Genomic DNA, 23,911 nt, shown 5'->3' on the forward strand with positions numbered 1-23,911 from the left:
CTGGCTCAGGGCGCGGGGCGGATCAGCGTTGCCATCGTGTAGCCGTCGCCCCGCGGTGAAAGCTGCAGCTTCGAGCTGACGCCCCAGTTGGATTTCAGAAAATAGATCGGGATCAGGCCTCCGTCGGACACGGCGAGCGCCGTCGCCTGACGAACGAGCTTATCGCGCTCTTCATCGTCGAAGGTCTCCTGCGCCCGCTCGATCAATCGGTCGACTTTCGGATTGGAATAGCGTCCGCGGTTGTTGACGCCGTGATTCCTCTCCATGTCGAAGCTCTCCACGATGGCGATCAGGGACTGGATCGGGTCTCCGCTGGAGCTGCCAAAGATCGACATTGCGGCAGAGAATTCCGGTTCGCCTTTCCCGGCCGCGCGGCGAAAGAAGATGCTTGCCGGCAAGGCTTCGACTTTCGATTTGATGCCGATGACCGTCAGCATGGAGGCAATAGCCTGACAGGTCTGGCTGTCACCGGCGTAGCGGTCGTTCAGGCAATGCAGCGTCAGTTGAAAGCCGTTCGGCCAGCCGGCCTCATGCAGCAATTGCCGCGCCCGTTGCGGGTCGTAGGCTGTCTGTTTCAGCGCGGGATCATAGCCTGCAAACCCCTCCGGCGCGATTTGCCCGGCTGGCGTCGCCGCACCGTCCATCACTCGCTCGGCAAGCCCGGTGCGATTGAGCGCGAGGCTGATCGCTTCGCGAACGCGAACGTCCTTCAACGGATTGCGCGTCATCGCGTGGCCCTCGCTATCCGTCACGAACGGCGAATTGTCGCGAAACTGGTCGAGCGTCAGATAGAGGAAGAAAATCGACGTGTCCGAGACGAGCTTGACCTTGTTCTGGTTCTGCAGTCGCGCCGCAAGGCTGCCGGACACCGCGTCGATCACATCGTCATCTCCCGAGAGAAGGCCGGCGACGCGCGCGCCGTCATTGGACACCGTGCGGAAAGTCACTTTCGCCCACGGCTCCTTGGCACCCCAATAGGCGTCGTTGCGGTCCAGCACGACGCGCTGGCCCGGAGTCCAGCTCGTCCAGCGATAGGGGCCGGTGCCGATCGCCGCCTTGCCGGACTTGAAATCCTCGGGGCCGGCATCCGCGGCGGCTTGCGCCGAGACCATGCCCAGCGTGGTCAGATTGATCGGCAGCAGAGGAGAGGGGACCGAAGTGATGATTCGCACATGGAGATCGTCGATCGGTTCGACCCTCAAAATATCCTTCAGGTAATGGCGATAAGTCCGCGGCCCCATGATCTCCTGGGCGCGCTTGATCGAAAACGCGACGTCGCGGGCCGTGAAATCCGAGCCGTCATGGAACTTCACGCCAGCGCGAAGGGTGAATTCCCAATTCGTATCGTCGAGACGCTTCCAGCTGTCGGCCAATCCGGGGATTGGCTTCAGGAATCGGTCCTGAAACACAAGCGGCTCGTAGACGTGGATCTGGACATTGCGGTTGGCAGTGAACAACAGATGCGGATCCGCGCTGTCGACGGTGCCTTTCATTGCGATCCGCAGCTCCTGCGTCCAGGCTGTCGTGACAGGCAGCACGATGGCTGCGACGAGGGCGACGGCCTTGAGGTGCGAGAAGAGCCGGCGTTTCAGGGTCACTGCAGTGCTCCGCCGTAAAGTCCGTCGACCAATGCGATGGCTTTGCGAAGACCGTGAAGTAGGCGGTTGCGGGCGCGCACGGCATCGACCTTGGCGAATGGTTCGTCCGCGTCGCCCGTTTTTGTCCTGACGAGCCGGCGGATCGGTTCGAGCACGGGCCAGGCCGCCAGCGGCGTTGCTGGATCATGAGCGAAGCGGTTTCCTGTCGTGTAGTCGAGCGGGACAAGGAGGCGGCTCAACTCCAGGATCGCCCGGTTGAAGGCCTCCGCGCTGCCGGCCGGCGGGTCTTGCACGAGCCGTTTCAGGCGCTGGTCGAGCTGGTGCGCGGCCTCGCATGCGGCATCAAGATCGAAGCGGGGCTTCAGCCGTTCCGAAGCTCCGGTCAGCTCTGCGAGGAGGCCTGCGATTTGTGGCGAGAAGTCGAGTGGCAGGCGCTCGTTCTCGAGAAGATCCCAGACCACGCGAAGCACGATACGTGCATCGCGCTCGAGATGGGCGGGCTCGATCTTGTCGATCAGGTCGTGCTCGGTGTGCCACCACCAGCCCAGCTCGTTGCGCAGCTTCAACGCGCCGGGTTCCTGCGTGCTTAAACTGCCGAACACCGATGGGATGCCAATCCCGGGAAAGGAATCGTCGGCCGAACGCGCCTTGCGCTTGCCCGCGAGCACCTGCCCGGTTTCGGCGGCGATCGCCGCCGCGGCGATGCCGAACAGCGCGCCGGCCGAACCGGTCTGTGTCAGATTGGTCGCTCCGACCGCGCCGGGGCTGTCCAGGTTGACGTGGGCGACGCAGCGCTCGTCGAGTTCGAGCCAATGATTGTCGGCATACCAGCTCGAGCCGGAATACCGACCTTGCGAATGTCCGGACCAGAAGCACAGGCGCAGACCGCGTCGCCATCGGTCGCGCAACTCCGCGCAGAGCCGCACCACCTCCAGCATAGCGATATTCGCCGAGCCGTTGTCCATCACGCCATGGAACCAGGTATCGACGTGGCAGGACAGCAGCACGAATGGTGCATCCGCGCCGGCCGCACACGGCATGTCGGCGACCAGCAGTGGAGTCTTGCGCCAGCCGGTGTCGACCATCGCGTGCAGGGTCACCTCAGTCTGTCCTTCGGCCAGGCGGCGGCGTAAGGCTGCAGCGTCCTCGGCCGTGACAGTCAGGACGACGACGTTGGGGAGATCCTCGCGTGTGGCCAGGGACGGACTGCCCCAGACCGGCGAGATGCACATCTCGTGCAGCAGTGCGTGCGGGCTGACATGAACGATGCCGCTCGCGCCGGCGCGGCTGGCACGCATGGCGATCACGGGATTGGCGATACCATCGACAAGCACGATCCGGCCGTTCACATCCCGGCCGCGAAAGGCATCGGCCGAACCATCGCCGAGATCGACGAGCTTGCCGCTGCAACCTTCCGGCTGGGAAGGTTGCGACATCGATTGGGTGATGGCGCCGATGCGAGACCCATCGCAGGTCAGATGGGCGGAACCGGGCAGGCTGATATAGGCATCGTGAGATAGCAGCGTGGCCGGCAGGCCGAGCGACTCGAGCTGTGCCTTCAGCCAGGCGAAGCTCTCCGCCTCGCCTGCGGTGCCGGCGAGCTTGGTCCAGACCGCGAACTGGCGCAGTTGCTCCATCATGCGTGCGCCCGAGACGCCATCGACGGGAGCTTTGACGGTCGAGAAGGCCTGCTGCGGGCGGGCTGGTGCGGACATGATGTCAGATCCTGCTCTCGTGTTGGCACGCATGTTCGGTTCGATCCGTCCCTACGGCTGCTCGTTCAGGTGGCACGCAGATTTGTGCAGCGGTCCGATGTTCCTGAGCTTGGGGCGCTCGACCTTGCAGCGATCGAATGCGTGCGGGCAGCGTGGATGGAAATGGCATCCGGAGGGCGGATGCAGCGGGCTCGGCAGCTCGCCCTTGAGTGAGGAGAAGGCCCGCTTGCGGGTCTCGATGCGCGGCACCTCCTCCAGCAGTGCCTGGGTGTAGGGGTGGTTGGGCCGCCCGAACACCTCCTCGGTCGGCGCTTCCTCGATGATGCGGCCGAGATACATGATGGCAACGCGGTCAGAGAGGTGCTCGACCACGCCGAGATCATGGCTGATGAAGAGGTAAGTGAGATCGAGTGTTTTGCGAAGATCCATGAACAGGTTGAGGATCTGCGCCTGGATCGAGACGTCGAGCGCCGCCACGGCCTCGTCGCAGACCAACATGTCGGGTTGCACCGCAAGAGCGCGTGCGATGCCGATGCGCTGGCGCTGGCCGCCTGAGAACTGATGGGCGTAGCGTTGCTTGAGTGAAGGATCGAGGCCGGCGCGCCGCAGCTGCTCGTCGACATAGGCCGCTTGCGCTGCGCGACCGCCCTTGATGAGGCCGTGGATGCGCGGTGCTTCGCCCACGACTTCGGCGACCGGGAGTCGCGGGTTGATCGAGGCGAAAGGATTCTGGAACACCATCTGGGTGCGCAACGCACCAGTGCGTCGCTCGGCTGCAGACAGAGTGTCGAGCGCCCGGCCATTCCAGAATACCTGTCCGGAGGAGGGCGGCAGGATTCCGGCAACGATGCGGCCCAGGGTCGATTTGCCGCAACCGGACTCGCCGACGAGCCCGACGACTTCGCCTTTTACGATCATGAGGTCGACATCGTCCACCGCGCGGACCACCGGCGGGGGCTTGGTCAAGCCGAGCGAAACGGCGGCGCGGTCGATCAGGTCAGGCGTCTTGCCGAACCGACGCGAGACGCCGCGCAGTTCGACGATGGGAGCTCCCACACCAGGTATTGCGGTCGACGCGTTCGGACGCGCCGGGGACATGCTCGTCAGGGTCATGCGGCCACCTCGTTCGTGGGATGGACGCAGCGATGGAGATGGCCGGCCTGAGAGATCAGCGCGGGGGGGACCTCGCAAGCGGTGTCCGCACGGGCGCAGCGCGTGCGAAAAGCGCAACCTGCCGGCAGGTCCAGCAGCGAAGGTGTCATGCCGGGGATCTGGGCCAGCCGACTGCCACGCTTGTTGCGGCTCGGAACCGAGTGGATCAGGCCCGCGGTGTAGTGATGCATGGGCCGGTTGATGACGGCATCGACCTTGCCGTATTCGACGACGCGGCCGGCATACATCACCGCGATCTCGTCGGCGAGGCGAGAGACCACAGAAAGATCGTGGGTGATCCAGATCAGCGCCGTGCCGCGTTCGGAAGTCAGCTTCTGAATCTCGGCAAGGATTTGCGCCTGGATGGTGACGTCAAGCGCCGTGGTCGGTTCGTCCGCCACGATCAGGTCGGGCTTGTTGAGCAGCGCGATGGCGATCGCAACGCGCTGGCGCATGCCCCCTGAGAACTGGTGAGGGTAGGCGTCGAGACGCTCCTCGGGCGAAGGGATACCGACCTGGGCGAGCGCATCACGTGCACGCCCACGGGCCTCCGTGCGGGAGACTTTCTCGTGCGCCGCGATGGCCTCGATCATTTGCGTGTCGATGCGCAGGACCGGGTTCAGGGTCATCATCGGATCTTGGAAGATCATGGCGATGCGCCGCCCGCGCAGACTGCGCATCCCTTCTCGCGACAAGTTCGCTAGATCGATGCCGTCGAACAGGATCTGGCCGCCGGTGATCCGTCCCGGCGGCTCGATCAGACCCATGATCGAGAAACCAGTCACCGATTTGCCCGAGCCGGACTCGCCGACGAGGCCGAGCACCTTGCCGCGATCGAGCGTGAAGGAAACGTTATCGACGGCAGTGATCTCGCCGGCGCGTGTCGGGAAGGCGGTCCTGAGTCCCCGCAGCTCGAGCAGATGGGAGCTCATGAGACCCTCCTGGGATTCAACACGTCGCGGAGCTGATCGCCGACGAGGTTGATGGCGACGATGGTGGTGAGCAGCGCAACGCCCGGATAGAAGCTGATCCAGAACTTGCCGGAGAGCATGTACTGGTAGCCATTTGAGATCAGCAGCCCGAGCGATGGCTCGGTCACCGGCACGCCGAGGCCGAGGAAGGACAAGGTCGCCTCCAGAGCGATGGCGCGCGCCACCTGCACCGTGGCGATGACGATCAGCGGTGGCAGGCAGTTGGGCAGAAGATGCTTGAACAGGATGCGCCAGCGCGGAATGACCAGGCATTCGGCCGCCTCGACATATTCCTTGCGCCGCTCGACCAGCGCGGTGCCGCGTGCAGTACGGGCATAGGTCGCCCATTCCACGATGATCAGCGCCAGCACCACGTTCATCACGCCCTTGCCGAGAAAGGCGAGGATCATCAGGGCAACGAGGATCGAGGGGAACGAAAGCTGCAGATCGACGATGCGCATGATCATGCTCTCCGTGCGGCCGCCGGTATAGGCTGCGATCAGGCCGAGCGACGCCCCAAAGAGGGCCGCGACCAGCGCCGAGGAGACGCCGACGCCGAGAGAGATACGCAGTCCGTAGAGAATGCCCGAGAGCATGTCGCGGCCCTGGTCGTCGGTGCCGAGCCAGAATGTCATTCCGCTCATCGATTGCGAACCCGGCGGCAGGCGCCCATCGATAATGTCGAGTTGCATCAGGTCGTATGGATTCTGAGGAGCGATCAGCGGTGCGGATACCGCCAGCAGCACGATCAGCACCAGCACAATGAGCCCAAGCAATGCGAGATGAGACGAGGCGAACTCGCGCACCACGCGGCGCAGCGGCGTCTCTATCGGGCGTGAGCGCGGCGACAGAGGTACGGAAGCGATCTCGACGGGAGCTTGCAAGGTCATGGCTCAGCCCTCGCTCTCGAGCCGGACCCGCGGGTCGAGCACCGTGTAGAGCAGGTCGACGACCAGGTTGATCGTGACGAACAGGAAGACGATGAGGATCAGGTAGGCGACGATCATCGGGCGATCGAGCATGTTGATGCTGTCGATGATCAGCTTGCCCATGCCGGGCCAGGCGAAGATCGACTCGGTGACCACCGAGAATGCGATCGTCGAGCCGAACTCGAGCCCGATCACCGTGACGATCGGGATCATGATGTTCTTCAGCACATGGACGAAGACGACCCGCCGCTCGGTGAGGCCCTTGGCGCGGGCGAATTTGATATATTCCTGCGGCAGCACTTCACGCACGCCGGCACGCACCAGCCGCATCACCAACGACACCTTGAACAGCGCCAGATTGAACGCCGGCAGGACGAGGTGTGCGAGCCCATCCATCGTCAGGAAAGACCACTGTATGCCGAGCAGCGCGCGCGTCTCTCCGCGCCCGCTCGACGGAAGCCAGCCGAGCTGCACGGCAAACACCATGATGAACAGCAGCCCGACCCAGAAGCTCGGCAACGAGAAGCCGAGGATCGAGCCCGCCATGGCGGCCTTCGCGAAAATCGAGTCCGGCTTCAGGCCGGCATAGAGGCCAAGTGGGATGCCGATGACGATTGCCAGAAGCAGCGCACAGACCGCGAGTTCCAGCGTCGCCGGCATGCGCTGAAGGATGACCTGGAGCGCGGGCTCACTGAACACAAAGCTCTTGCCGAAATCGCCGTGCAGCGCGCCCGAGAGGAACGAGAGGTATTGCACCCAAAGCGGCTTGTCCAAGCCGAGCTGTGCGATCACGCGCAGTCGTTCGGCCTGGTCGGCGTCCGGCGGAACGAGAATCTCGACCGGATTTCCGATGACGTTGACGCCGATGAAGACGATGACGGTCATCGCCAGAACGACGAAGAGCGCTTGGAGGATACGGCGGCACAACCAAGCGATCACGGCCGTCCTCCCGAGATGTTGACGGCGACCGAAATGGCCATGCCGTCTCGTTGCGGATCGGCGCCGCCGCGGCAGAGGCCGTCGTCGATCCTGATCCCGTGCAGCGCCGCGAAGGCATAGCTCTGCCAGGACCGTTTAACCTCGTAACCCAGGCTTTCCAGCTCGTCGGTGACGCGATGCGCGATACGGTTTGATACGTCGATGGCATCCGAGACTGCGACGACGCGGGGAGCGCTGACTGCCTCTAACATCGACATGTCGAAATCGATGACGTTCATGATGCCCTGTGCGACCGCGGGCGCGATATAGCTGCCGCCGGGCGCGCCGATGACGATGAAGGGCTTGTCGTCCTTGAACACGATGGTTGGCGCCGCCGAACTCGGCCTGCGCTTGCCCGGGCCGATCGACCCAGCGCGGCCTGGGCGCGGATCAAACCGGCTCATCAAGCCGTTGTACATGAAGCCGAGCCCGTCGCCGATGGCGCCCGAAGGGCTGCCGAGCGAATGGGTTAGCGCCACGGCATTGCCTTGTCGATCGACGACCGAGACGTGCGTGGTGTCGCGCGAAGATCGATCCAGCCTGATGACTTTGGCGCGCTCGCCGCGAGCAATGTCCGCGGCGAGCTCGGCGGCATAGGCTTTTGAAACCAGCCGTTCGACCGGAACGTCGACATAGGCCGGATCGCCCATGAATTTGTCCTTGTCGTTGGTCATGCGCTTCATGGCTTCGACCAGGAGACGGACGTGCTCGGTCGAGCTGTGCGTCAGCCCGCCGATATCGAAGGATTCCAGAATGTTCAGGAGTTGCAGCATCGACATGCCGCTGCCGGGCGGCGGGCTGGTTGCTATGCGGTGGCCGCGATAGGTGCCCCAGAGCGGCTCGATCACCGAGAGCTCATAACGGGCGAGATCCTCGCGCGAGATCAGGCCACCGTTGCGGGCCATGTCGTCGGCGATCTCTTCCGCGAGTTCGCCGTGGTAGAACAGGTCGGGCCCTTCGCGGGACAGGCGTTCGAGCGTGGTGGCGAGATCGGGATTTTGGACGTGGTCGCCCGGCTGCTTCAGCGACCCGTCCGGCCGGAAATAGATCTCGCGCCCTATCTTCGAGGAGCGCAGCTTGTCGATCGTGTTGACCTGCCCGCTGCTCTTCTGGTCGAGGCCCCAATACCAGGCGACATGCGGGCGCACCATGAAGCCGCGTCGTGCCTGCGCGATCGCCGGCGCCATCACGTCGCGCCATTCCATGCTGCCGAAGGTCTTCAGCGCATACTCGTAGCCCTTGACGCTGCCGGGCGTGCACACGGCCTGATAGCCGATTTCGTTGATGTTGCCGTCGAGCAGGAAAGCGAAGCCGTCGCGCGACTGCCCGACCAATCTGTCGAGCCACATCTCTGGCGTCGCGGAGAAGGGGGCCTTGGCGTAGAACTCGATGATCTGATGAATGCCGCGTGCGGGCATGTAGACTTGCATCGAGCCGAAGCCGCCGATGCCGCACATCTGCGGATCGACGACGCCCTGGACGAACGCCGCGGCGATTGCCGCATCGACTGCGTTGCCGCCGCGCTCCAGCACGACAGCGCTGGCCTCCGCGGCTTCGGGCTGCGGAGCGACGATCATGCCGTTTTTCATTGCGCCGACCTTTTGGCGCGCAGGGCGTCCGAGAGGAAAGTCTTGACGCGGTCGAGCACCTTCAGCCGATCGTGTGATACGCCCGGCACGAGATCGAGGCGGACGTTGACTCCTGCGCTTTCGAAGGATGCCTTCAAAGCTTGGAGGCGCTCGGGGCGTGTCCGTCCGGCATCGTTCGCGCCTTCCATCCAATAGGTGCCGCCAGGCTTATGGGTGATTTCCCATGTTTCGAGATCCGCCTCGCCGACGATCATCTGCACGGGTACGCGAGCCAGAGCGGCGGCATCGAAATCGATGCCGAAGCGGCGCTTGATGTCGCGGATGCCTACCCACCAATCCTTGGTCGAGTCGAGCACGGTCACCGAGCCCGGCGCGCCGATTGAGGCCGCCCACAGCTTGCCGGGATGCAGGATCGCGAAGCGGTGGGTAAAATGCCCGCCGCCGGAGAAGCCGAACATGGCGAAGCGTGACCAGTCCTGGTGATATTTGGCGGCGATTTCGTCCACTATCTTCAGGACGATCTCGTCGTAGCGGATGTCGCCCTCTGCCATGTATTTGTAGCCGCTGCGATTGCCGTTCCCGAGGACGCCGACCGGGAAGACCGGGCAGAGGACCGCACAATCATTCCAGCGTCCGAATTCGGCAAAGCCGTCGCGGAAATCAAGAAAGGAGGTTCGGCCGGTGCCGTGCACTGCGACGAGCAGATCGACCTTCGCTCCGTCGCCAACCTTCGGCGGAACGTAAAGACAATAGTGAAAGCGCGGATCGGCCTTTGCGGCGAAAATCGCTGTGTGGCCGAGATCGTAGATGGCGCTCGCGCGAGCAGCCGGGTCGGGAATGGAGAGGTTCATGGCATGGCCTTCGGAACAGGATCGGCATCGAGCGCAGGACGCCCGCAAGACTTCGGAAACAGCTTCAGCCACTCATGGTGACGCCCATGGCGAGCGTGTACTGGTCGGCCCTCGGCGTGTACTGGATGCCTTTCTTCGCTGCCCAGGTCAGGCCTTCATAGTGCAGCGGCAGGATGGCGCGATCGGTGAAGACGATTTCGCTCACTTCGGCCAGGAGCCTGGCGCGCGTGTCGTCGTCCATCGTATGCGCGGCCTGCTTCACGAGTTCGTCGACCTTGGGATTGGAGTAGCGGCCGAAATTGCTGGATCCTGTGCCGGCGTCCTTGTCGTAGGTGGCATTCAGCGCGATGATGGGATTCGAGGTCTCGCCGGTGTTCACGCCCCAGGATCCGAGGCTGAAGCTGAACTCGGCATTGCTGTTCCTGCCCGTATAGACCGCCCACGGCATGACTTCGACCTTGGCAGTGATGCCGATGCGCATCAGCATCTGGGCGACGGCCTGCACGATTCTGGCATCGTTGATATAGCGGTCGTTGGGGCCGTGGATCGTCAACCTGAATCCGCTCGGATAGCCTGCTTCGGCGAGCAGGGCCTTCGCCTTGATCGGGTCGTAGACGGGGGTCTTGATATTGGGTGAGGTGCCGAAGCCGCCGGGCGGCAGGTATTGCGTTGCGACCATCGCAGTGCCGTCCATCACCCGCTCCACAATGGCCTGCCGGTTGATCGCAAGATCGATCGCCTCCCGGACCTTGCGATCCTTGAAGGGGTTGCGATCGAGCGGCTTGCCCGTCGCATCCGAGACGAAGGGCGTGGCATCGCGCCGTTGATCCATGGCGAAGTAGACGATGCGGCTCGATATGCCGCTGATCGTATGCAGGTGGTCGTTCGACTTGACGCGCTCGAGGCCTTCGTGAGGCACGTCCTCGATCAGATCGAGATCGCCGGACAAAAGGCCGGCGATACGCGCGCCGTTATCGGCCACGATACGCAGGATCACCTCGCTCCAGGGCGGCTTCGGCCCCCAATGCGCGTCGTTTCTGGCGAGCAGCACGTGGCTTCCGGGAACGTATTCCCTGAGAAGATATGGGCCCGTTCCGATCGCAGCCTTGCCGGAGTTGAAGTCCGCGCTGGGCGCATCCTTGTACTTTGCGCTGATGATGCGGATGCGGCTCAGCGAATTGAGCAGAAGCGGATCAGGGGCCTTGGTCTCGACGATCAGCGTATTGGGGCTCCCGGCTGCGATCGACTTGATCGAGCGCGTATAGGTGCGGAACGAGGCGGTACTGGGAATCGTCGTTGCCCGATCGATCGATGCCGCAATGTCTTCTACGGTCAGTGCCGACCCGTCGGAGAAACGGACATTGGGTTGCAGCGTGAACTCCCAATGTGTGTCGTCCAGCACGCGCCAGGAGGCGGCCAGGCCAGGCTTCGAACGCGAGGCTTCATCGTTCACTGTGACGGAATCGAAGATGTGCGTCGCCACCGCGTTGTTGGGAGCACTGCTCTGGAGATGCGGATCGAGCGTCGTATTTGGTGCGGCCAGTCCAATGCGCAGGCGCGCGCCAGTCTGGGCTCGCGCCAAACTCGAAATTTCAAGATTCGGTGCCAGAAGCACGGCACCGAGGGCCGATCTCAAAAGCCTGCGGCGGCCTAGATCCAATTCCGACATGGCTTTTCTCCGTTCCCGTCCTCCCGGCGTATGCTCATTGACGCAGGTCGAAGAAGATGTCAACTGTGGGAATACATCGGTTCGACAGTCGAACCAAGAAGGAAGTGCACGATGATTGACGGGCAAGAGAGTGCCGCCGGGCTTAACGAGGGTGAAAAGGCCGACAGCACAGGGGGCGGCTACACGATCCAGGCTCTCGACACGGCGATCTCTCTTCTCATGCTGATCGCCGATCAGCCGGACCTCGGCCTGTCGGATCTGTCTCGCCGTCTGAAGGCTGGGAAAGCGCGTGTTTATCGCCAGCTCAAGACCTTGGAGGAGCGCGGCTTGGTCGTTTGCGCCGAACCGAACCGGACCTATCGCCTCGGCTTGTCGGCCTTGATGCTCGGCGCAAAAGCATCCCGTCAGATCGATCTTGTCGCGATCGCAAGACCCTTTCTGTCCCGTTTGGGAGAGGAGGTCCAGGAGACGACACAGTTGCGCGTGCTTGACGGCGACGAAACCGTCTGCGTCGAAAGCTGGGAGCCGGCCCGTGACCTGCGAGTGCAGGCATTCATCGGCCGGAGGAGGCCGCTCTACGCAGGATCAAGCAAAGTCATCCTGGCATATATGCCGGAGGCGGAGCGAAACCGAATTCTCGCGGGAAAGAAGCAGCGCTTTACCGACAACACCCTTGTCGATGTTGAGCAGCTCAAAGCCGCGCTTGATCGCATCGTGCAGCAAGGATTTGGTGTCAGCCGGGGCGAGATCAATTCGGACCTGGTCTCCGTCACGGCCCCGATCTTCAAGCTTGGTGGGGTCATTGCTGGCGCGATCAATATCGCCGCCCCTGCGGCCAGGATGAAGGGCCAGCAGCTGGAGCTGGCAATCCGCCTGGTCAAATCAGCCTCCGAGAACTTCACCGCCGCAATCGGCGGGTCGATCCCCGGCTCGAGTTCCAGCTCGCGATGGTGAGCCGCGGTTGTGAAAGCCCCGCGACCGCGAGGATGCCCTTGTTGACCGTGGACTTCGGGTGCCGCAAGACTTTTGCATGCCGGAGAGAGTTTCGGCCGAATAGCATCGAGCAGGAGATCGTGATTGCATGAGCAATCCGTCCAAATCGTCGGGAGAGCCGTGGCGCGTTGGCGTGCTGTTCTCGCGTACTGGTCTCATGGCGGTGACGCAGACCGAGCACTTTCTGGGGACGGCGCTTGCAATCCAGCGCATCAATCGTCAGGGCGGCGTGCTGGGTCGCGAGATCGATGTCGTGGCCTACGACCCTGGCTCCGATCCTGCCTCCTATCGGCGGCTGGCCGACCGGCTCTTAACGGAAGACGGTATTTCCGTGATCTTCGGTTGCAGCACCTCCGCAGAACGTAAAGCTGTGTTGCCGACGGTCGAAAGGCGCAACGGCTTACTGTGGTATCCGTCCTTGTATGAAGGCTTCGAATATTCGCCGAACGTTATTTATACGGGCGCGGCGCCCAATCAGAACAGTTTCCCTCTCGCCGAATATTTGATCCGTCGGGTCGGACGGCGCATCTTCCTGGTCGGGTCCGACTATGTCTATCCGCGCGAGACCAACCGGATCATGCGCGACCTGATCGAAGCCTATGGCGGAACGGTCGCGGGCGAGATCTACGTTCCCATGGGCGCTTCCGAGCTGCAACTGCGCGATGTCCTGACGCGCGTGCGCGAGGCGGCGCCGGAAGTGCTCTTCTCTACCGTGGTCGGCAAGACCGCGCAGCACTTCTACCGGCTATACCGTGATCTCGGCATGGATCCGGCACGCACGCCGATCGCAAGCCTCACCATGGCAGAGAGCGAAGTGCGTGCGATCGGTGCGGAATACTGCGCCGGCCACATCACGGCGGCGAGCTACTTCGGCTCACTCGATACCCCCGCTAGCCGGGCTTTCGTCAACGATTTCCGCGCCGCATACGGTGAGGACTATCCGGCGAGCATGTGGAGCGCGGGATCCTACGCGCAGGTTTTGATCTTCGCGCGCGCGCTCGAGCGCGCTGCAAGCCTCGATACACAACGCCTGCTGGAGGCGACCCATGGTCTGCCGGTGGAGGCGCCGGAAGGAGTCGTTCAGATCGACGCCGAGAACAACCACGCCTGGTTGACGGCGCGGATCGGACGGCTGCGAGCCGACGGCAGCTTCGAACTTGTGTGGCAATCGCCGGGTCCGGTGCGGCCCGATCCCTATCTCGCCGTGACGCCGCTGGGCGGACGCTGGCTCGCCACGGAGCCTGCCAAATGAAGCCCGCGATCCGCCGCGTCATTGAGGAATTGCGCGGCGCGCAGATGCTGGTGGTGCATCCGCGCGACTCCGAATGCGACGCGCTGATCCACCAGCTGCAACGGATCGGCTGCGCCGTCCGCCATGCCTGGCCTCCGCCGGACACGCTGCCCGGCGACGTCGATACCATCTTCCATCTGGTCGAGGCCAGCGACACGCCCGGCTTCGCGACGATGCCGGAAGACGGCCCGACATTGATCGCCATCGTCGAGTATGAGAATCCAACGGTGCTGAAGCGGCTGCTCGATAGCAATGCCCATGGCGTCGTGCAGAAGCCGATTCGCTCGTTCGGCATCCTCTCGACGATGGTGCTTGCGCGCTCGCTGCGCGGCTATGCGCAGCGCCTGAACGTCAAGGTGCGCAAGCTCGAAGATACGCTCAAGGCGCGCCGCGACGTCGACAAGGCCGTCAAGATCCTGGTCGCGCTGAAGAAGATATCCGAGACCGACGCCTATGAGATGATCCGCATGCAGGCGACACAGAAACGCCTTTCGATGGGGCAGATCGCCACCACGATCATCGGCGCTCAGGAGTTGCTGGGTGGTCTTGGCGTGTTCGGCGCACCGCCGCCCGATGCGACATGATCGCCCGTTTCCGGTGCAAAGGCGGGTGCATGCCGCCGAAACTTTCGGCGTACGGCACGATTGACTCCTGCTTGGGCTTCGTGATTTGTTGATTGCAGCATCCGAGTATGGATGCGGCGGCCGGTCGGCCGTTTTCACATATGGCTAGGTAGCCCCCGATTCTGCGCTTGATGGCGCGGGCGGGGGTTTTTTCGTTGTGCGCACGATGGTTCGCACGCGGCAGCTGAAGCTTGGACGTTTGTAAGTGGGGAGAACAACAGGCAATGCCTTCGCGCCAAGAAGAGAGAACGCCGGATGGCACGATCGGCGTGAGCTGTATCCAAATGCGTCCGGTGATCGGCGACGTCGCCGATAACGTCGCGCACAGCATCGCTTTGATCGAGACGGCCGCTTCACGTGGCGCCGACCTCGTGGTGCTGCCGGAGCTGGCCAATTCCGGCTACATGTTCGCCTCGCGCAGCGAGGCCTTCGCGCTGTCCGAATCCATTCCTGATAGCCCCAGCACGCGCGCCTGGATCGACGCGGCCGCACGGCATCACCTGCACATCGTGGCCGGCATCTGCGAGCGTGCGGGCACGCGGCTCTACAACAGCGCCGTCATCGTCGGGCCAGACGGCTACATCGGTACGTTCCGCAAGGTTCATCTGTGGAACGAGGAATTGCTGCATTTCGAGCGCGGCGACCTCGGCTTTCCGGTGTTCGACACAACGCTCGGACGCATCGGCGTCGGCATCTGCTACGACTGCTGGTTTCCCGAGACGTTTCGCCTGGCTGCATTGCAAGGCGCCGACATCGTTTGCGTGCCGACCAACTGGGTGCCGATCCCGGGCCAGGCGGAGGGACGCGAGGCGATGGCCAACATCCTGGTGATGGCGGCCGCGCATTCCAATTCCATCTTCATCGCCTGCGCCGACCGCGTCGGCACCGAGCGCGGGCAGCCATTCGAGGGGCAGAGCCTGATCGTCGGCCACACCGGCTGGCCGGTCGCAGGTCCGGCGAGCCGCGACGAGGAGGAAATCCTGGTCGCCCGCGTCAATCTCGGCGAAGCCCGGCGGCAGCGCAACTGGAACGCCTTCAATCAGGTCCTGCGCGATCGCCGCAGCGACGTCTACGGGGAAATGCTCGGCTCAAGCATTAAACCCCGGTGGTACTGATCATCCGACCCAACGGCATCGAGATTGCGAGAACGAACCCATGAAAGGAACAGCGAACGTGACTGCGATATTGACCTTCCGCTCATCCCTGCTGGCGGCCAGCGCATCGGCGCTGCTCCTCGCCGCTCCAGCGCTCGCGGCCGATCCCATCAAGATCGGCGTGCCCGTCGGCCTATCCGGCGCCAACAGCGTTGTCGCGCCCTCGGTCGTTCAGTCGGCGGAGCTTGCGGTCGAGGAGATCAACGCCGCCGGCGGCGTGCTCGGGCGCAAGCTGCAGCTCGAAATCGCCGATGACGCCTCGGGTGCCGCTGGTGCGCAGAAAGCCTTCGACTCGCTGGTGTTCCAGAAGAAGGTCGACGTGCTGATCTCGATGGAAACCAGCGCGGCGCGCAACGCGGGCCTGCCGATCGTGGCGCGCGGCAAGACGCCGTACATCTACACGTCGTTCTACGAAGGCCGCAGCTGCAGTCCCTACATGTACGTCAACGCCTGGGTGCCGGAGCAGCAGGTGCCGCCGATCGTCGATCACTTCAGCAAGGAGAAAAATGCCAAGACCTACTTCCTGATCGGCTCCGACTACGCATTCGGCCGCGGCATGCTGAGCTTCACCAAGAGCTATATCGAGAAGACCGGCGGCAAGGTCGTCGGCGAAGAGTACCTGCCGATGGACGGCTCCGACTGGACGCCGATCATCTCGAAGCTCAAGGGCGCCGCGCCCGACGCGGTGATCACCTCCACCGCGGGCGGCGCGCCGAACGTGACGCTGACCAAGCAGCTGCGTGCGGCCGGCGTGACGCTGCCCTACGGCAATCTCGCCGTCGATGAAGGCACCGCCAAGAGCATGGGCGCGGATGCGGCCGGCATCTTCATCTCGGCGTCCTACCTGACCGGCATCGACAATGCGGCCAACAAGAAGTTCCTGGCAGCAATGCAAGCGAAGTTCGGCAGCAATCTGAAGACGCCGAACGATCTTTCGGTGCCGCAATACGAAGCGGTCTATGCCTACAAGGCTGCGGTGGAGAAATCCGGTGGCACTGCCGAAAAGGCGCTGCTCCCGGCGCTCGGCGAAGTCTCGGTGGACGGCCCGCGTGGCACTATCAAAATGTCGAACGAGCATCATGCGCCGCTGACCATGTATCTGGGTCAGGTACAGCCCGACGGAAGCGTCAAGGTGATCCAGACGTTCCCCGACGTCAGTCCCGGTTCTCAGTGCCCGAACTTGAAGTCGTGATGCTAAATCAAGACGACGCCCGGGCGGCCTCGTTGCCGCCCGGCCACGGAGCCCGAATATGATCATGCTGGCTTTGGATGTCATCAGCACGGCTGCGGTCTTGTTCATCGTCTCGGCTGGGTTGCTGATCGTGTTCGGTGTCATGAAGATCGTGAACTTTGCGCACGGCGCCTTCATCACCCTCGGTGCCTATGCCGCTTTGGTCGCATCGCAACTCGGTCTGCTCTGGCTGCTTGCGCCCCTCGTTGCCTTTCTGACCGCGCTAGCCGCCGGCGCCGTGATCGAGACGGCCATCGTGCGCCGACTTTACGACCGCAAGCTGGACGCGATCCTCGCGACCTGGGGATTGGGCATCGTGCTCGGCCAACTGATCACACTTGCGTTCGGACGCGGCGTGCAGTTCGTCGAAACGCCTGTGACCGGCACGGCTTCGCTGTTCGGCGCCGAATATTCGATCTATCGGCTGTTGCTGGTCGGGGCCGCCATCATGCTCGGCGTTGTGTTCGCAGGGCTGTTGGGCGGCACGCGGCTCGGCCTCGCGACCCGCGCAGTGATCATGAACGAGGAGCTGTCCCAGGGCCTCGGTATCGACTCCACCAAGGTGCGCCTGCTCACCTTCGGTATCGGCTCGGGCCTTGCCGGCATCGCCGGCGCGCTTATCACCCCGATCTCCTCGGTCGATCCGAACATGGGCATTCCCTGGCTGATCAACGCCTTCATGCTGGTGATGGTGTCCGGTGGCTCGCTGGTCGTGCTGGCCTCGTCCTGCCTGATCCTGGGCGGGCTGCAGGTGCTCGCCAGCACCTTCGTCAGCCCGGTCATCGGCGGATTGACTATTGCCGTGGTCGCAGCAATCGCGCTGCGCCTGCGCCCGGAGGGGTTTGCCCGTGCCTAGCATCATCTCTTCGCGCATCGCCGCGAGCGTGGCGATTGCGGCCCTAATCGTGCTGGCGGCGCCCACCGCGCTCGACACGTACACTCTCAACATCCTGATCCGCGCCTTCTTCGTGGCGATCGTCGCCGTCACCGTCGACGTGCTCTGGGGCTACTCCGGCACGCTCACCTTCGGACAGTCGGCGTTCTTCGGGCTCGGTGCTTATGCCGTCGCGATCACCTTCACGCAGCTCGGCTTCACACCGGCAACGATCGTGCTCGCAATCGTCATCACCATCATTGGCTCCATGCTGATCGCAGGCCTCGTCAGCTGGCTCTCGTTCTATCCGGGATCGACGCCGCTCTATGCGTCTGTCGTATCGCTGGTGCTGCCGATCGTGGTGGTCCAGCTGCTTTATTCCGGCGGCACTTTCACAGGATCGTCGAGTGGCCTGGTCGGCTTCGAGAGCTTCGATCTCTCGGTGGAGAACTGGTTCCGTGGCGCGGGTCTTGCTGCCGTCGTCGTCGCGTTCCTCGCGCGGATCGCGGTCGCCAGCGACGCGGGTCGCATTCTGACGGCGCTTCGTGACAATGAGATGCGGTGCTATTATCTCGGCCTTGACGCCGCCCGTCTCCGCATCCTGTTGCTGGTGATCTGCGGCGCCGTCGCTGGCCTCGCGGGCGCCGGCTACGGAGCCTTCGGCGGCGTCGCGGCCCCCGAGCTTGCCAGCTTCGTGTTCGGAACACAGCTCGTCATCATGGTGGCGCTCGGTGGCCGCGGCACCGTATTTGGCGCCATCCTCGGCGCGCTGACGATCGAGATGGCGAGCGCCTATCTCTCGAGCTCGCTGCCCTTTGTCTGGGAGCTGATTGTCGGCATTGCGTTCGTTGCCGTCATCGTGGCGCTGCCGGGTGGACTTGCCGGCGTCGCGATGCGTGTGCTTAGCCGCCGAGGCACTGAGACCGCGGTGCCGTCCACTACGAGACTAGGGACCGCTTCCGTCCAGCCGGTCCGCGCCGATGACGAGATCATGGTCGAGGCGCGCAACGTATCGCGCCATTTCGGCAGCTTGTCAGTGCTGTCGGGCGTCACGTTTACGGCGCGGCGCGGCGAGTTGGTCAGCCTGGTCGGGCCGAACGGCGCGGGGAAGACCACGCTGATGCGCTGCCTCGCCGACGGACGCGAACGATCCGGCGGCGAAGTCCACATCGCCGGCGCTTCGATCGGACGCTTGCCGCCACATCGTGTCGTAGCGCTGGGGCTGGGGCGGAAATTCCAGACCGCCTCGGTGTTCGAGACCATGACGGTGGCTGACTGCCTCAAGGTTGCGCGCGCCAGATGCGAGCGCCTGTCGCTCTTCGTTTCGCAGGACCGGCTGGCGCTGCCGCCCGCCGCGCGCGACGTGGTCGAAAGCTCAGGGCTCGCCGACCGGCTCAGCGAGGAAGCGCGCCTGCTCAGCCACGGGCTGAAGCAGGCGCTCGAGCTCGCTATGGTGCTGGCGCTCGAACCGCAGATCATCCTGCTGGATGAGCCGACCGCTGGGCTGACCCGCAGCGAGCGGATGCGCTTCGGCGAGATACTGATCCGGCTCGCCGTGGACATGCGGCTGTGCGTCCTGGTCGTCGAGCACGACCTCGACTTCGTGCGCGAGATCTCCTCACGCATCATCGTACTGCACCAGGGACGGATCGCACTGGACGGATCGGTGGCCGAGGTCGTCGAGGCGCCGCTGGTGCGCGAGATCTACACCGGCGGAGCGGCACGCAACGAAAAGGAGCCGGCATGACGGACGCGCTTGCGGTCGCCAACCTGTCCAGCGGCTTCGGCGGATCAATGGTGCTGCGCGACATCTCGCTGCGGATTCCCTCAGGCGGAATCCTCGCGCTGCTCGGCAAGAACGGCATGGGCAAGACCACCCTGCTGCGGACTATCATGGGGTTTGTGTCGCCCCGCGCGGGGCAGATACACGTGGCCGGCCAGGACATCGGCGCGATGGCGCCGCATCATCGCCGCAGGCTCGACATCGCCTACGCACCGCAGGAGCAAGCGCTGTTCCAGGACCTGACGGTGCTCGACAATCTGCGTCTCGGCCTGCGCAGTGACGGCGAATTCGAAGCCGCGCTGGAGACCGCGGCGGCCGCCTTTCCCTTCCTGAAGAGTCGAATGCGTCAACGCGCAGGAACGCTGTCGGGCGGCGAGCAAAAGATGCTGATCGTCGCGCGAGGGTTGATGGCCCGACCAAAGCTGTTTCTGTTGGACGAGGTCACCGAAGGTCTGCAGCCGTCGGTTGTTGAACGGCTCGCCAATGCGCTTGCTGAGATGCGGCGGACACAGGGGACGGCATTGTTAGTCGTGGAGCAGCACATCTCCTTCGCGCTCGGTCTGGCCGATCGCTACGCGGTGTTGGAGCGAGGCGAAATCGTCGCGGAAGATACCGCCAATGCTGCTGCTTTCGATGACGTAGAACGACACATGCGTTTGTAGATGCGACCAACGAGATCTCGTTTCAGCGAAGTAGCAACCGAGAGATCGATGACGTTGCCAAGTCGTCTCTGCCGTGGTGGTTTGTCTGTCGAACCAGCTTATTCCCTCAGTTGACAGTTCCGCCAATCTCGGTCAAATGTGTGTCATCTAGTGGCATTGCAGGGCGGGGACGAGAACTAAGCGACCGGAGAGAAATGCGAGAGGCTCGAGCCTCGCCGCTGTTGAGCTGACGCTCATCATCTCGCCTCATCGGAAGGAGCAAGACTGGATTTAGATCGAGGATGGGCCGCGAACGCGCATCTACCCGAGCAGGGGTGCGGGTGCGGATGAGGGTGATCCTGTTATCGAACTTTCCTTAAAGGACCAGTGGGCTCCAACCAGGGACGACAGCTATGATCTTGGGGGTGCAGAACGATCATCATCTTTGCTGCAATGGTTCGAGGCGAGATCGGCGCACTGGAGGCGATTTTCCAGCAGCATTTCCGGCATGTGACCCTCATTAGACTGCGGGGCGGCATGCTTACACACCTCAAGACGCAACCCGGTTTGAAGAACAAGATCCTGGCCGGACTTCCCTCGGAGGAGTTCGACGCGATACGTCCGCTGCTTTGTCCGGTCAATTTGAAGGCTCGCTCTGTGCTGCAAGAGGCGAAGCGGCGAATTGAGCACGTTGATTTCATAGAGGCCGGAATTGTCTCGATACGAACTCTTGTGTCGGACAGCATATTAGAGACGGCGATGGTTGGGGTTCAGGGAGCGATCGGGCTTTCCATTGCGCTGGGATGGGACAAATCCCCCTCCCAGTCCATGGCCCTTGTGTCGGGCACAGTGTTGAGAGCTGATGTCGACGACTTGCGGCGCGTGATGCTGGTGCATCCCCTCATCAGGGAGCACATGTTGCGGCATGCGCAAGCGCAAATGATCCACTCCGCACACACGGCGCTCTGCGGTATGCGGCATGGCCTTGAGCCTCGCCTCGCATGCTGGATCTGTCTCGCATGCGACACATTGGACCGGCGCGTTCTGCCGTTAACCCAGGTGGATCTGTCAACCATATTGGGCTTCCGTCGACCAAGTATTGCCGAAGCGCTCGTTCGCTTTGAAGTCCAGGGCCTGATACGCAGGACGCGTGGCGTGATCGAAGTGCAGGATCGCGGCTCCTTGGGCGAAAGAGCTTGCGACTGCTACCATATCATCCGACACGCATATCAAGCTGCGGCGCAGCTGTGCCGCAGCGATTGACTCCAGACTGTCCGGTTATGATGTAGCGTCTCTCCTCCGGAGAGCTACTGACGAATAGCGCGCCAACCGGCCAGAGGCTCCGAACATTCCAGCGCGTCACTCGTTTCATCTGAGATGCTCCAGCGTCGTCTGATTGCGCCTGCACTTGTCGCGATTCGAGGCCGGCCAATGATCCAGTGATCCCGTTCCAAGCGTCTATCGCGCGCCACCAAAATGCACGGAGCGTGCATTTGTGGCGCGCCGAAGTCACAGCGGGGCTGCGACGTCTGCGCTGTGTTCGTTTCGTGCAGACTGTGCGCGTGCGCCATATGGATCCTCGCACATAGTGGTCTCACGAAAGGCGGGGGAAGTTCATCGTTGCGCTGATCGGATCGAGTCGTGCTCGCTCAGGATGGGACTAGCTCAGTCGAGGTTGCCGTCGGCGATCACAGTTTGCAGGAGAAGGATCGTTGCGAGGGTGCTTCCGTCCTCGCGCAGCGACCAATCTTGCGATGGCACAATAGGAGCGTTTATTTATGAAGCAAATTAGCAGTCTACTTCTCGGCTCTGCCGCGAGTCTTCTCGTTATGAGCGGAGTGCAGGCAGCCGATCTCCCAGTGAAGGCCAAGGCGGTCGAATACGTGAAGATCTGCTCCCTGTATGGTGCTGGATTCTACTACATCCCGGGCACCGACACCTGCATCAAGCTGGGTGGATACCTGCGCGCTGAAGTCGCCTTGAACACCAACTCGGACTTCAATGGTCAGTTCAGTGCGAACAACGGTGCGCGCAACCGTCTGACGAACTACTACACGGCGCGTGCTCGCGAGAACCTCAACATCGACACTCGCACCGCGACCGAGTATGGCGTGGTCCGCACGTTCTTCAACGGGGTCTTCACCTGGACGACCGGCAACTATTCGGGCACCGGCTCCGCGACGGGCACCACCGCCTACTCGAGCGCGCTGGCCCTCAACACCTCGGGTGCGAACCCGGCGCTGGTTGGTTCATCGATCAACCCGACCGACGGCGGTACCTCGGGCGGTGCGCTCGGCGTGTATTACGCCTTCATCCAGTTCGCCGGCTTCACGATGGGTAAGGCCGTGTCGCAATTCGACGCGCCCTGGACCAACTTCCCGGGCAACAACTTCGATGGTCTGGTGGGCGGTAGCGGCACGGTCACCGGTGTCAACCAATTCACCTATACCGCTGACTTCGGTCAGGGCGTGACGGCGTCGTTCTCGGCGGAAGACGCGACGGCTTACTATCAGGCCGGCAACCTCAACATGACCGGCGCCACCGCGGGTGGCATGATCGGCGGCTCGTACGGCTCCAACGCCATCGGCGGCTCCCGTTCGCCGAACCTCGTTGGTCAGGTGCGTGTCGACCAGGCCTGGGGCCTTTTCCAGGCGTCGGTCGCCGCGCATGACAACCACGTCGCCTATTACGGCGCCACCGAGCCGACCGGTCACCCGGACGACAAGTGGGGTTGGGCGGTTCAGCTCGCGCTGTCGATCAAGAACATCCCGACCGGCGCCGGTGACACGATTAACATGCAGGGCGTCTACACCGACGGCGCGACCCGCTACAACTTCCAGAATCTGGCGGGCAGTACTTACTCGATGTTCGGCGGTTCGAACATTGCCTACCAGAGCATCGGCTTCGCCAATGCTCCTGACACGGTGTACATCACCGGCTCGCAGCAGGAGACGGTCAAGACCTGGGGCTTCCGTGGTGCGTATACCCATAACTGGGATCCGTACTGGAACACCGCGCTCTACGGTGCTTACGCTCAGGCCCAGTTCGGCACGCTTGCCAAGACCACGCTCTGCGGCGCGACTGGCTCTGGCGGCGTGTTCGGCCGTCTCGCTGGTGTGACGAGTTGCAACCCCGACTTCGCCATCGGTCAGATCGGTATCATCACCCGCTGGACCCCGGTCAAGAACCTGACGTTCTCGGGTGACCTGAACTGGAGCCATCTGGACCAGAAGTACGCGGGCACCGTGGCCTATGCCGGTGCTGGTACGACCGCCAAGCCTGCCGCGACCTACGAGCTGAAGGACCAGAACTCGGTCGTCCTGCTCCTCCGCGCTCAGCGCGACTGGTGACCACAGCACTTGAGATCAGGAGGTATGGAGCTCATTAAGCAGGGTTGAACTTCCAGGGAAGGTCTCCGCCGTGCCCGACGGAGACCTTTTCTGCTGCAGCAAGTTGGACGATGCGACTTTGTCGACCGGTCACAGTCTGCGTCGCCGGCAGGCACGCGCATCCTGTGTGGGACGCGTGCGGTCCCGCCGGCCAACGATGCGAGGTCGTAGCCTCGTCAGGCGCGCCTGCGGCCCGGGCGTATTGGGTTGAAGCGTCTCACTGTACGTTGCGTGCAGATTTTGAACGTGATGTCGGGGCGCAAATATGCGAACCATTTGTCGAATTGTGGAATCTCCTATTCGCCTTCCCAATCTGCGCAACAAGACGGGGTGTGCCGTAGTGAGCGCATTGCATCGAACGTCGACTGCCGAAGTGCCCATGTTCTTCGCGCTGGATGATGCGATCTTTTGGCTCGGTCGAGTCCCGGCTTGATACGCAAGGGCATGCACCTCCACATGAATCCACGTCTCCGTCTGCCG

Annotated in this window: 19 protein-coding genes; 10 read left to right on the forward strand and 9 right to left on the reverse strand. The window is 63.1% G+C overall.

Annotated elements, in window-relative coordinates:
• Positions 1 to 5 precede the first annotated feature (5 nt).
• The 9 genes from P6U29_RS13290 to P6U29_RS13330 form a co-directional block, all read right to left on the reverse strand.
• Positions 6 to 1,598 (reverse strand): ABC transporter substrate-binding protein, encoded by a 1,593-nt coding sequence (locus P6U29_RS13290; RefSeq protein ID WP_407118007.1) that lies wholly within the window; start codon positions 1,596 to 1,598, stop codon positions 6 to 8.
• Positions 1,595 to 3,313, reverse strand: coding sequence for a M28 family peptidase (locus P6U29_RS13295; RefSeq protein ID WP_407118008.1), 1,719 nt, complete (start codon positions 3,311 to 3,313; stop codon positions 1,595 to 1,597). The genes P6U29_RS13290 and P6U29_RS13295 overlap by 4 nt, the downstream gene beginning before the upstream one ends.
• 51 nt (positions 3,314 to 3,364) lie before the next feature.
• Positions 3,365 to 4,411 carry an ABC transporter ATP-binding protein gene (locus P6U29_RS13300; RefSeq protein ID WP_407119311.1) on the reverse strand — a complete coding sequence of 349 codons (1,047 nt, stop codon included), beginning with the start codon at positions 4,409 to 4,411 and terminating at the stop codon, positions 3,365 to 3,367.
• Between the two features lie 11 nt (positions 4,412 to 4,422).
• Entirely contained in the window at positions 4,423 to 5,397 is a 975-nt protein-coding gene (locus P6U29_RS13305; protein ID WP_407118009.1) for an ABC transporter ATP-binding protein, read from the reverse strand.
• Complete coding sequence (locus P6U29_RS13310) at positions 5,394 to 6,326, reverse strand: ABC transporter permease (protein ID WP_407118010.1); 933 nt, start codon at positions 6,324 to 6,326, stop codon at positions 5,394 to 5,396. Before P6U29_RS13310 ends, P6U29_RS13305 begins: the two co-directional genes overlap by 4 nt.
• A 3-nt stretch (positions 6,327 to 6,329) precedes the next feature.
• Positions 6,330 to 7,250, reverse strand: coding sequence for an ABC transporter permease (locus P6U29_RS13315; protein WP_407119312.1), 921 nt, complete (start codon positions 7,248 to 7,250; stop codon positions 6,330 to 6,332).
• 50 nt (positions 7,251 to 7,300) lie between these two features.
• Positions 7,301 to 8,932 (reverse strand): gamma-glutamyltransferase, encoded by a 1,632-nt coding sequence (gene ggt, locus P6U29_RS13320; RefSeq protein ID WP_407118011.1) that lies wholly within the window; start codon positions 8,930 to 8,932, stop codon positions 7,301 to 7,303.
• Positions 8,929 to 9,783: an alpha/beta hydrolase gene (locus P6U29_RS13325; RefSeq protein ID WP_407118012.1), complete on the reverse strand. Its 855-nt coding sequence runs from the start codon at positions 9,781 to 9,783 to the stop codon at positions 8,929 to 8,931. The genes ggt and P6U29_RS13325 overlap by 4 nt, the downstream gene beginning before the upstream one ends.
• A 64-nt stretch (positions 9,784 to 9,847) precedes the next feature.
• Positions 9,848 to 11,365: an ABC transporter substrate-binding protein gene (locus P6U29_RS13330; protein ID WP_407118013.1), complete on the reverse strand. Its 1,518-nt coding sequence runs from the start codon at positions 11,363 to 11,365 to the stop codon at positions 9,848 to 9,850.
• 198 nt (positions 11,366 to 11,563) lie between these two features.
• Here P6U29_RS13330 and P6U29_RS13335 point away from each other — a divergent pair, with 198 nt between their 5' ends.
• The 10 genes from P6U29_RS13335 to P6U29_RS13380 all read left to right on the forward strand — a co-directional run bounded on the left by P6U29_RS13335 (position 11,564) and on the right by P6U29_RS13380 (position 23,392).
• Positions 11,564 to 12,406, forward strand: coding sequence for an IclR family transcriptional regulator (locus P6U29_RS13335; protein ID WP_407118014.1), 843 nt, complete (start codon positions 11,564 to 11,566; stop codon positions 12,404 to 12,406).
• A gap of 127 nt (positions 12,407 to 12,533) precedes the next feature.
• Complete coding sequence (locus P6U29_RS13340) at positions 12,534 to 13,697, forward strand: transporter substrate-binding domain-containing protein (RefSeq protein WP_407118015.1); 1,164 nt, start codon at positions 12,534 to 12,536, stop codon at positions 13,695 to 13,697.
• Positions 13,694 to 14,320, forward strand: coding sequence for an ANTAR domain-containing response regulator (locus tag P6U29_RS13345; protein WP_407118016.1), 627 nt, complete (start codon positions 13,694 to 13,696; stop codon positions 14,318 to 14,320). Before P6U29_RS13340 ends, P6U29_RS13345 begins: the two co-directional genes overlap by 4 nt.
• Positions 14,321 to 14,643: 323 nt before the next feature.
• Positions 14,644 to 15,474 carry a nitrilase family protein gene (locus P6U29_RS13350; RefSeq protein ID WP_407119313.1) on the forward strand — a complete coding sequence of 277 codons (831 nt, stop codon included), beginning with the start codon at positions 14,644 to 14,646 and terminating at the stop codon, positions 15,472 to 15,474.
• Between the two features lie 67 nt (positions 15,475 to 15,541).
• The gene (locus P6U29_RS13355) at positions 15,542 to 16,705 is read left to right on the forward strand and encodes a substrate-binding protein (RefSeq protein WP_407119314.1); all 1,164 of its coding nucleotides are present in this window, start codon (positions 15,542 to 15,544) and stop codon (positions 16,703 to 16,705) included.
• Between the two features lie 58 nt (positions 16,706 to 16,763).
• Complete coding sequence (locus P6U29_RS13360) at positions 16,764 to 17,600, forward strand: branched-chain amino acid ABC transporter permease (protein WP_407118017.1); 837 nt, start codon at positions 16,764 to 16,766, stop codon at positions 17,598 to 17,600.
• The gene (locus tag P6U29_RS13365; RefSeq protein WP_407118018.1) at positions 17,593 to 19,365 is read left to right on the forward strand and encodes an ABC transporter permease subunit; all 1,773 of its coding nucleotides are present in this window, start codon (positions 17,593 to 17,595) and stop codon (positions 19,363 to 19,365) included. Before P6U29_RS13360 ends, P6U29_RS13365 begins: the two co-directional genes overlap by 8 nt.
• Entirely contained in the window at positions 19,362 to 20,063 is a 702-nt protein-coding gene (locus P6U29_RS13370; protein WP_407118019.1) for an ABC transporter ATP-binding protein, read from the forward strand. Before P6U29_RS13365 ends, P6U29_RS13370 begins: the two co-directional genes overlap by 4 nt.
• A gap of 432 nt (positions 20,064 to 20,495) precedes the next feature.
• Entirely contained in the window at positions 20,496 to 21,305 is an 810-nt protein-coding gene (locus P6U29_RS13375; protein WP_407118020.1) for a Crp/Fnr family transcriptional regulator, read from the forward strand.
• A 515-nt stretch (positions 21,306 to 21,820) separates the two neighbouring features.
• Positions 21,821 to 23,392, forward strand: a complete 1,572-nt coding sequence (locus P6U29_RS13380) for a porin (protein ID WP_407118021.1) — start codon at positions 21,821 to 21,823, stop codon at positions 23,390 to 23,392.
• Positions 23,393 to 23,911: the final 519 nt, after the last annotated feature.

The organism is Bradyrhizobium sp. LMG 9283, from assembly GCF_045571415.1.
In the GTDB taxonomy this organism is placed as follows: Bacteria; Pseudomonadota; Alphaproteobacteria; order Rhizobiales; family Xanthobacteraceae; genus Bradyrhizobium.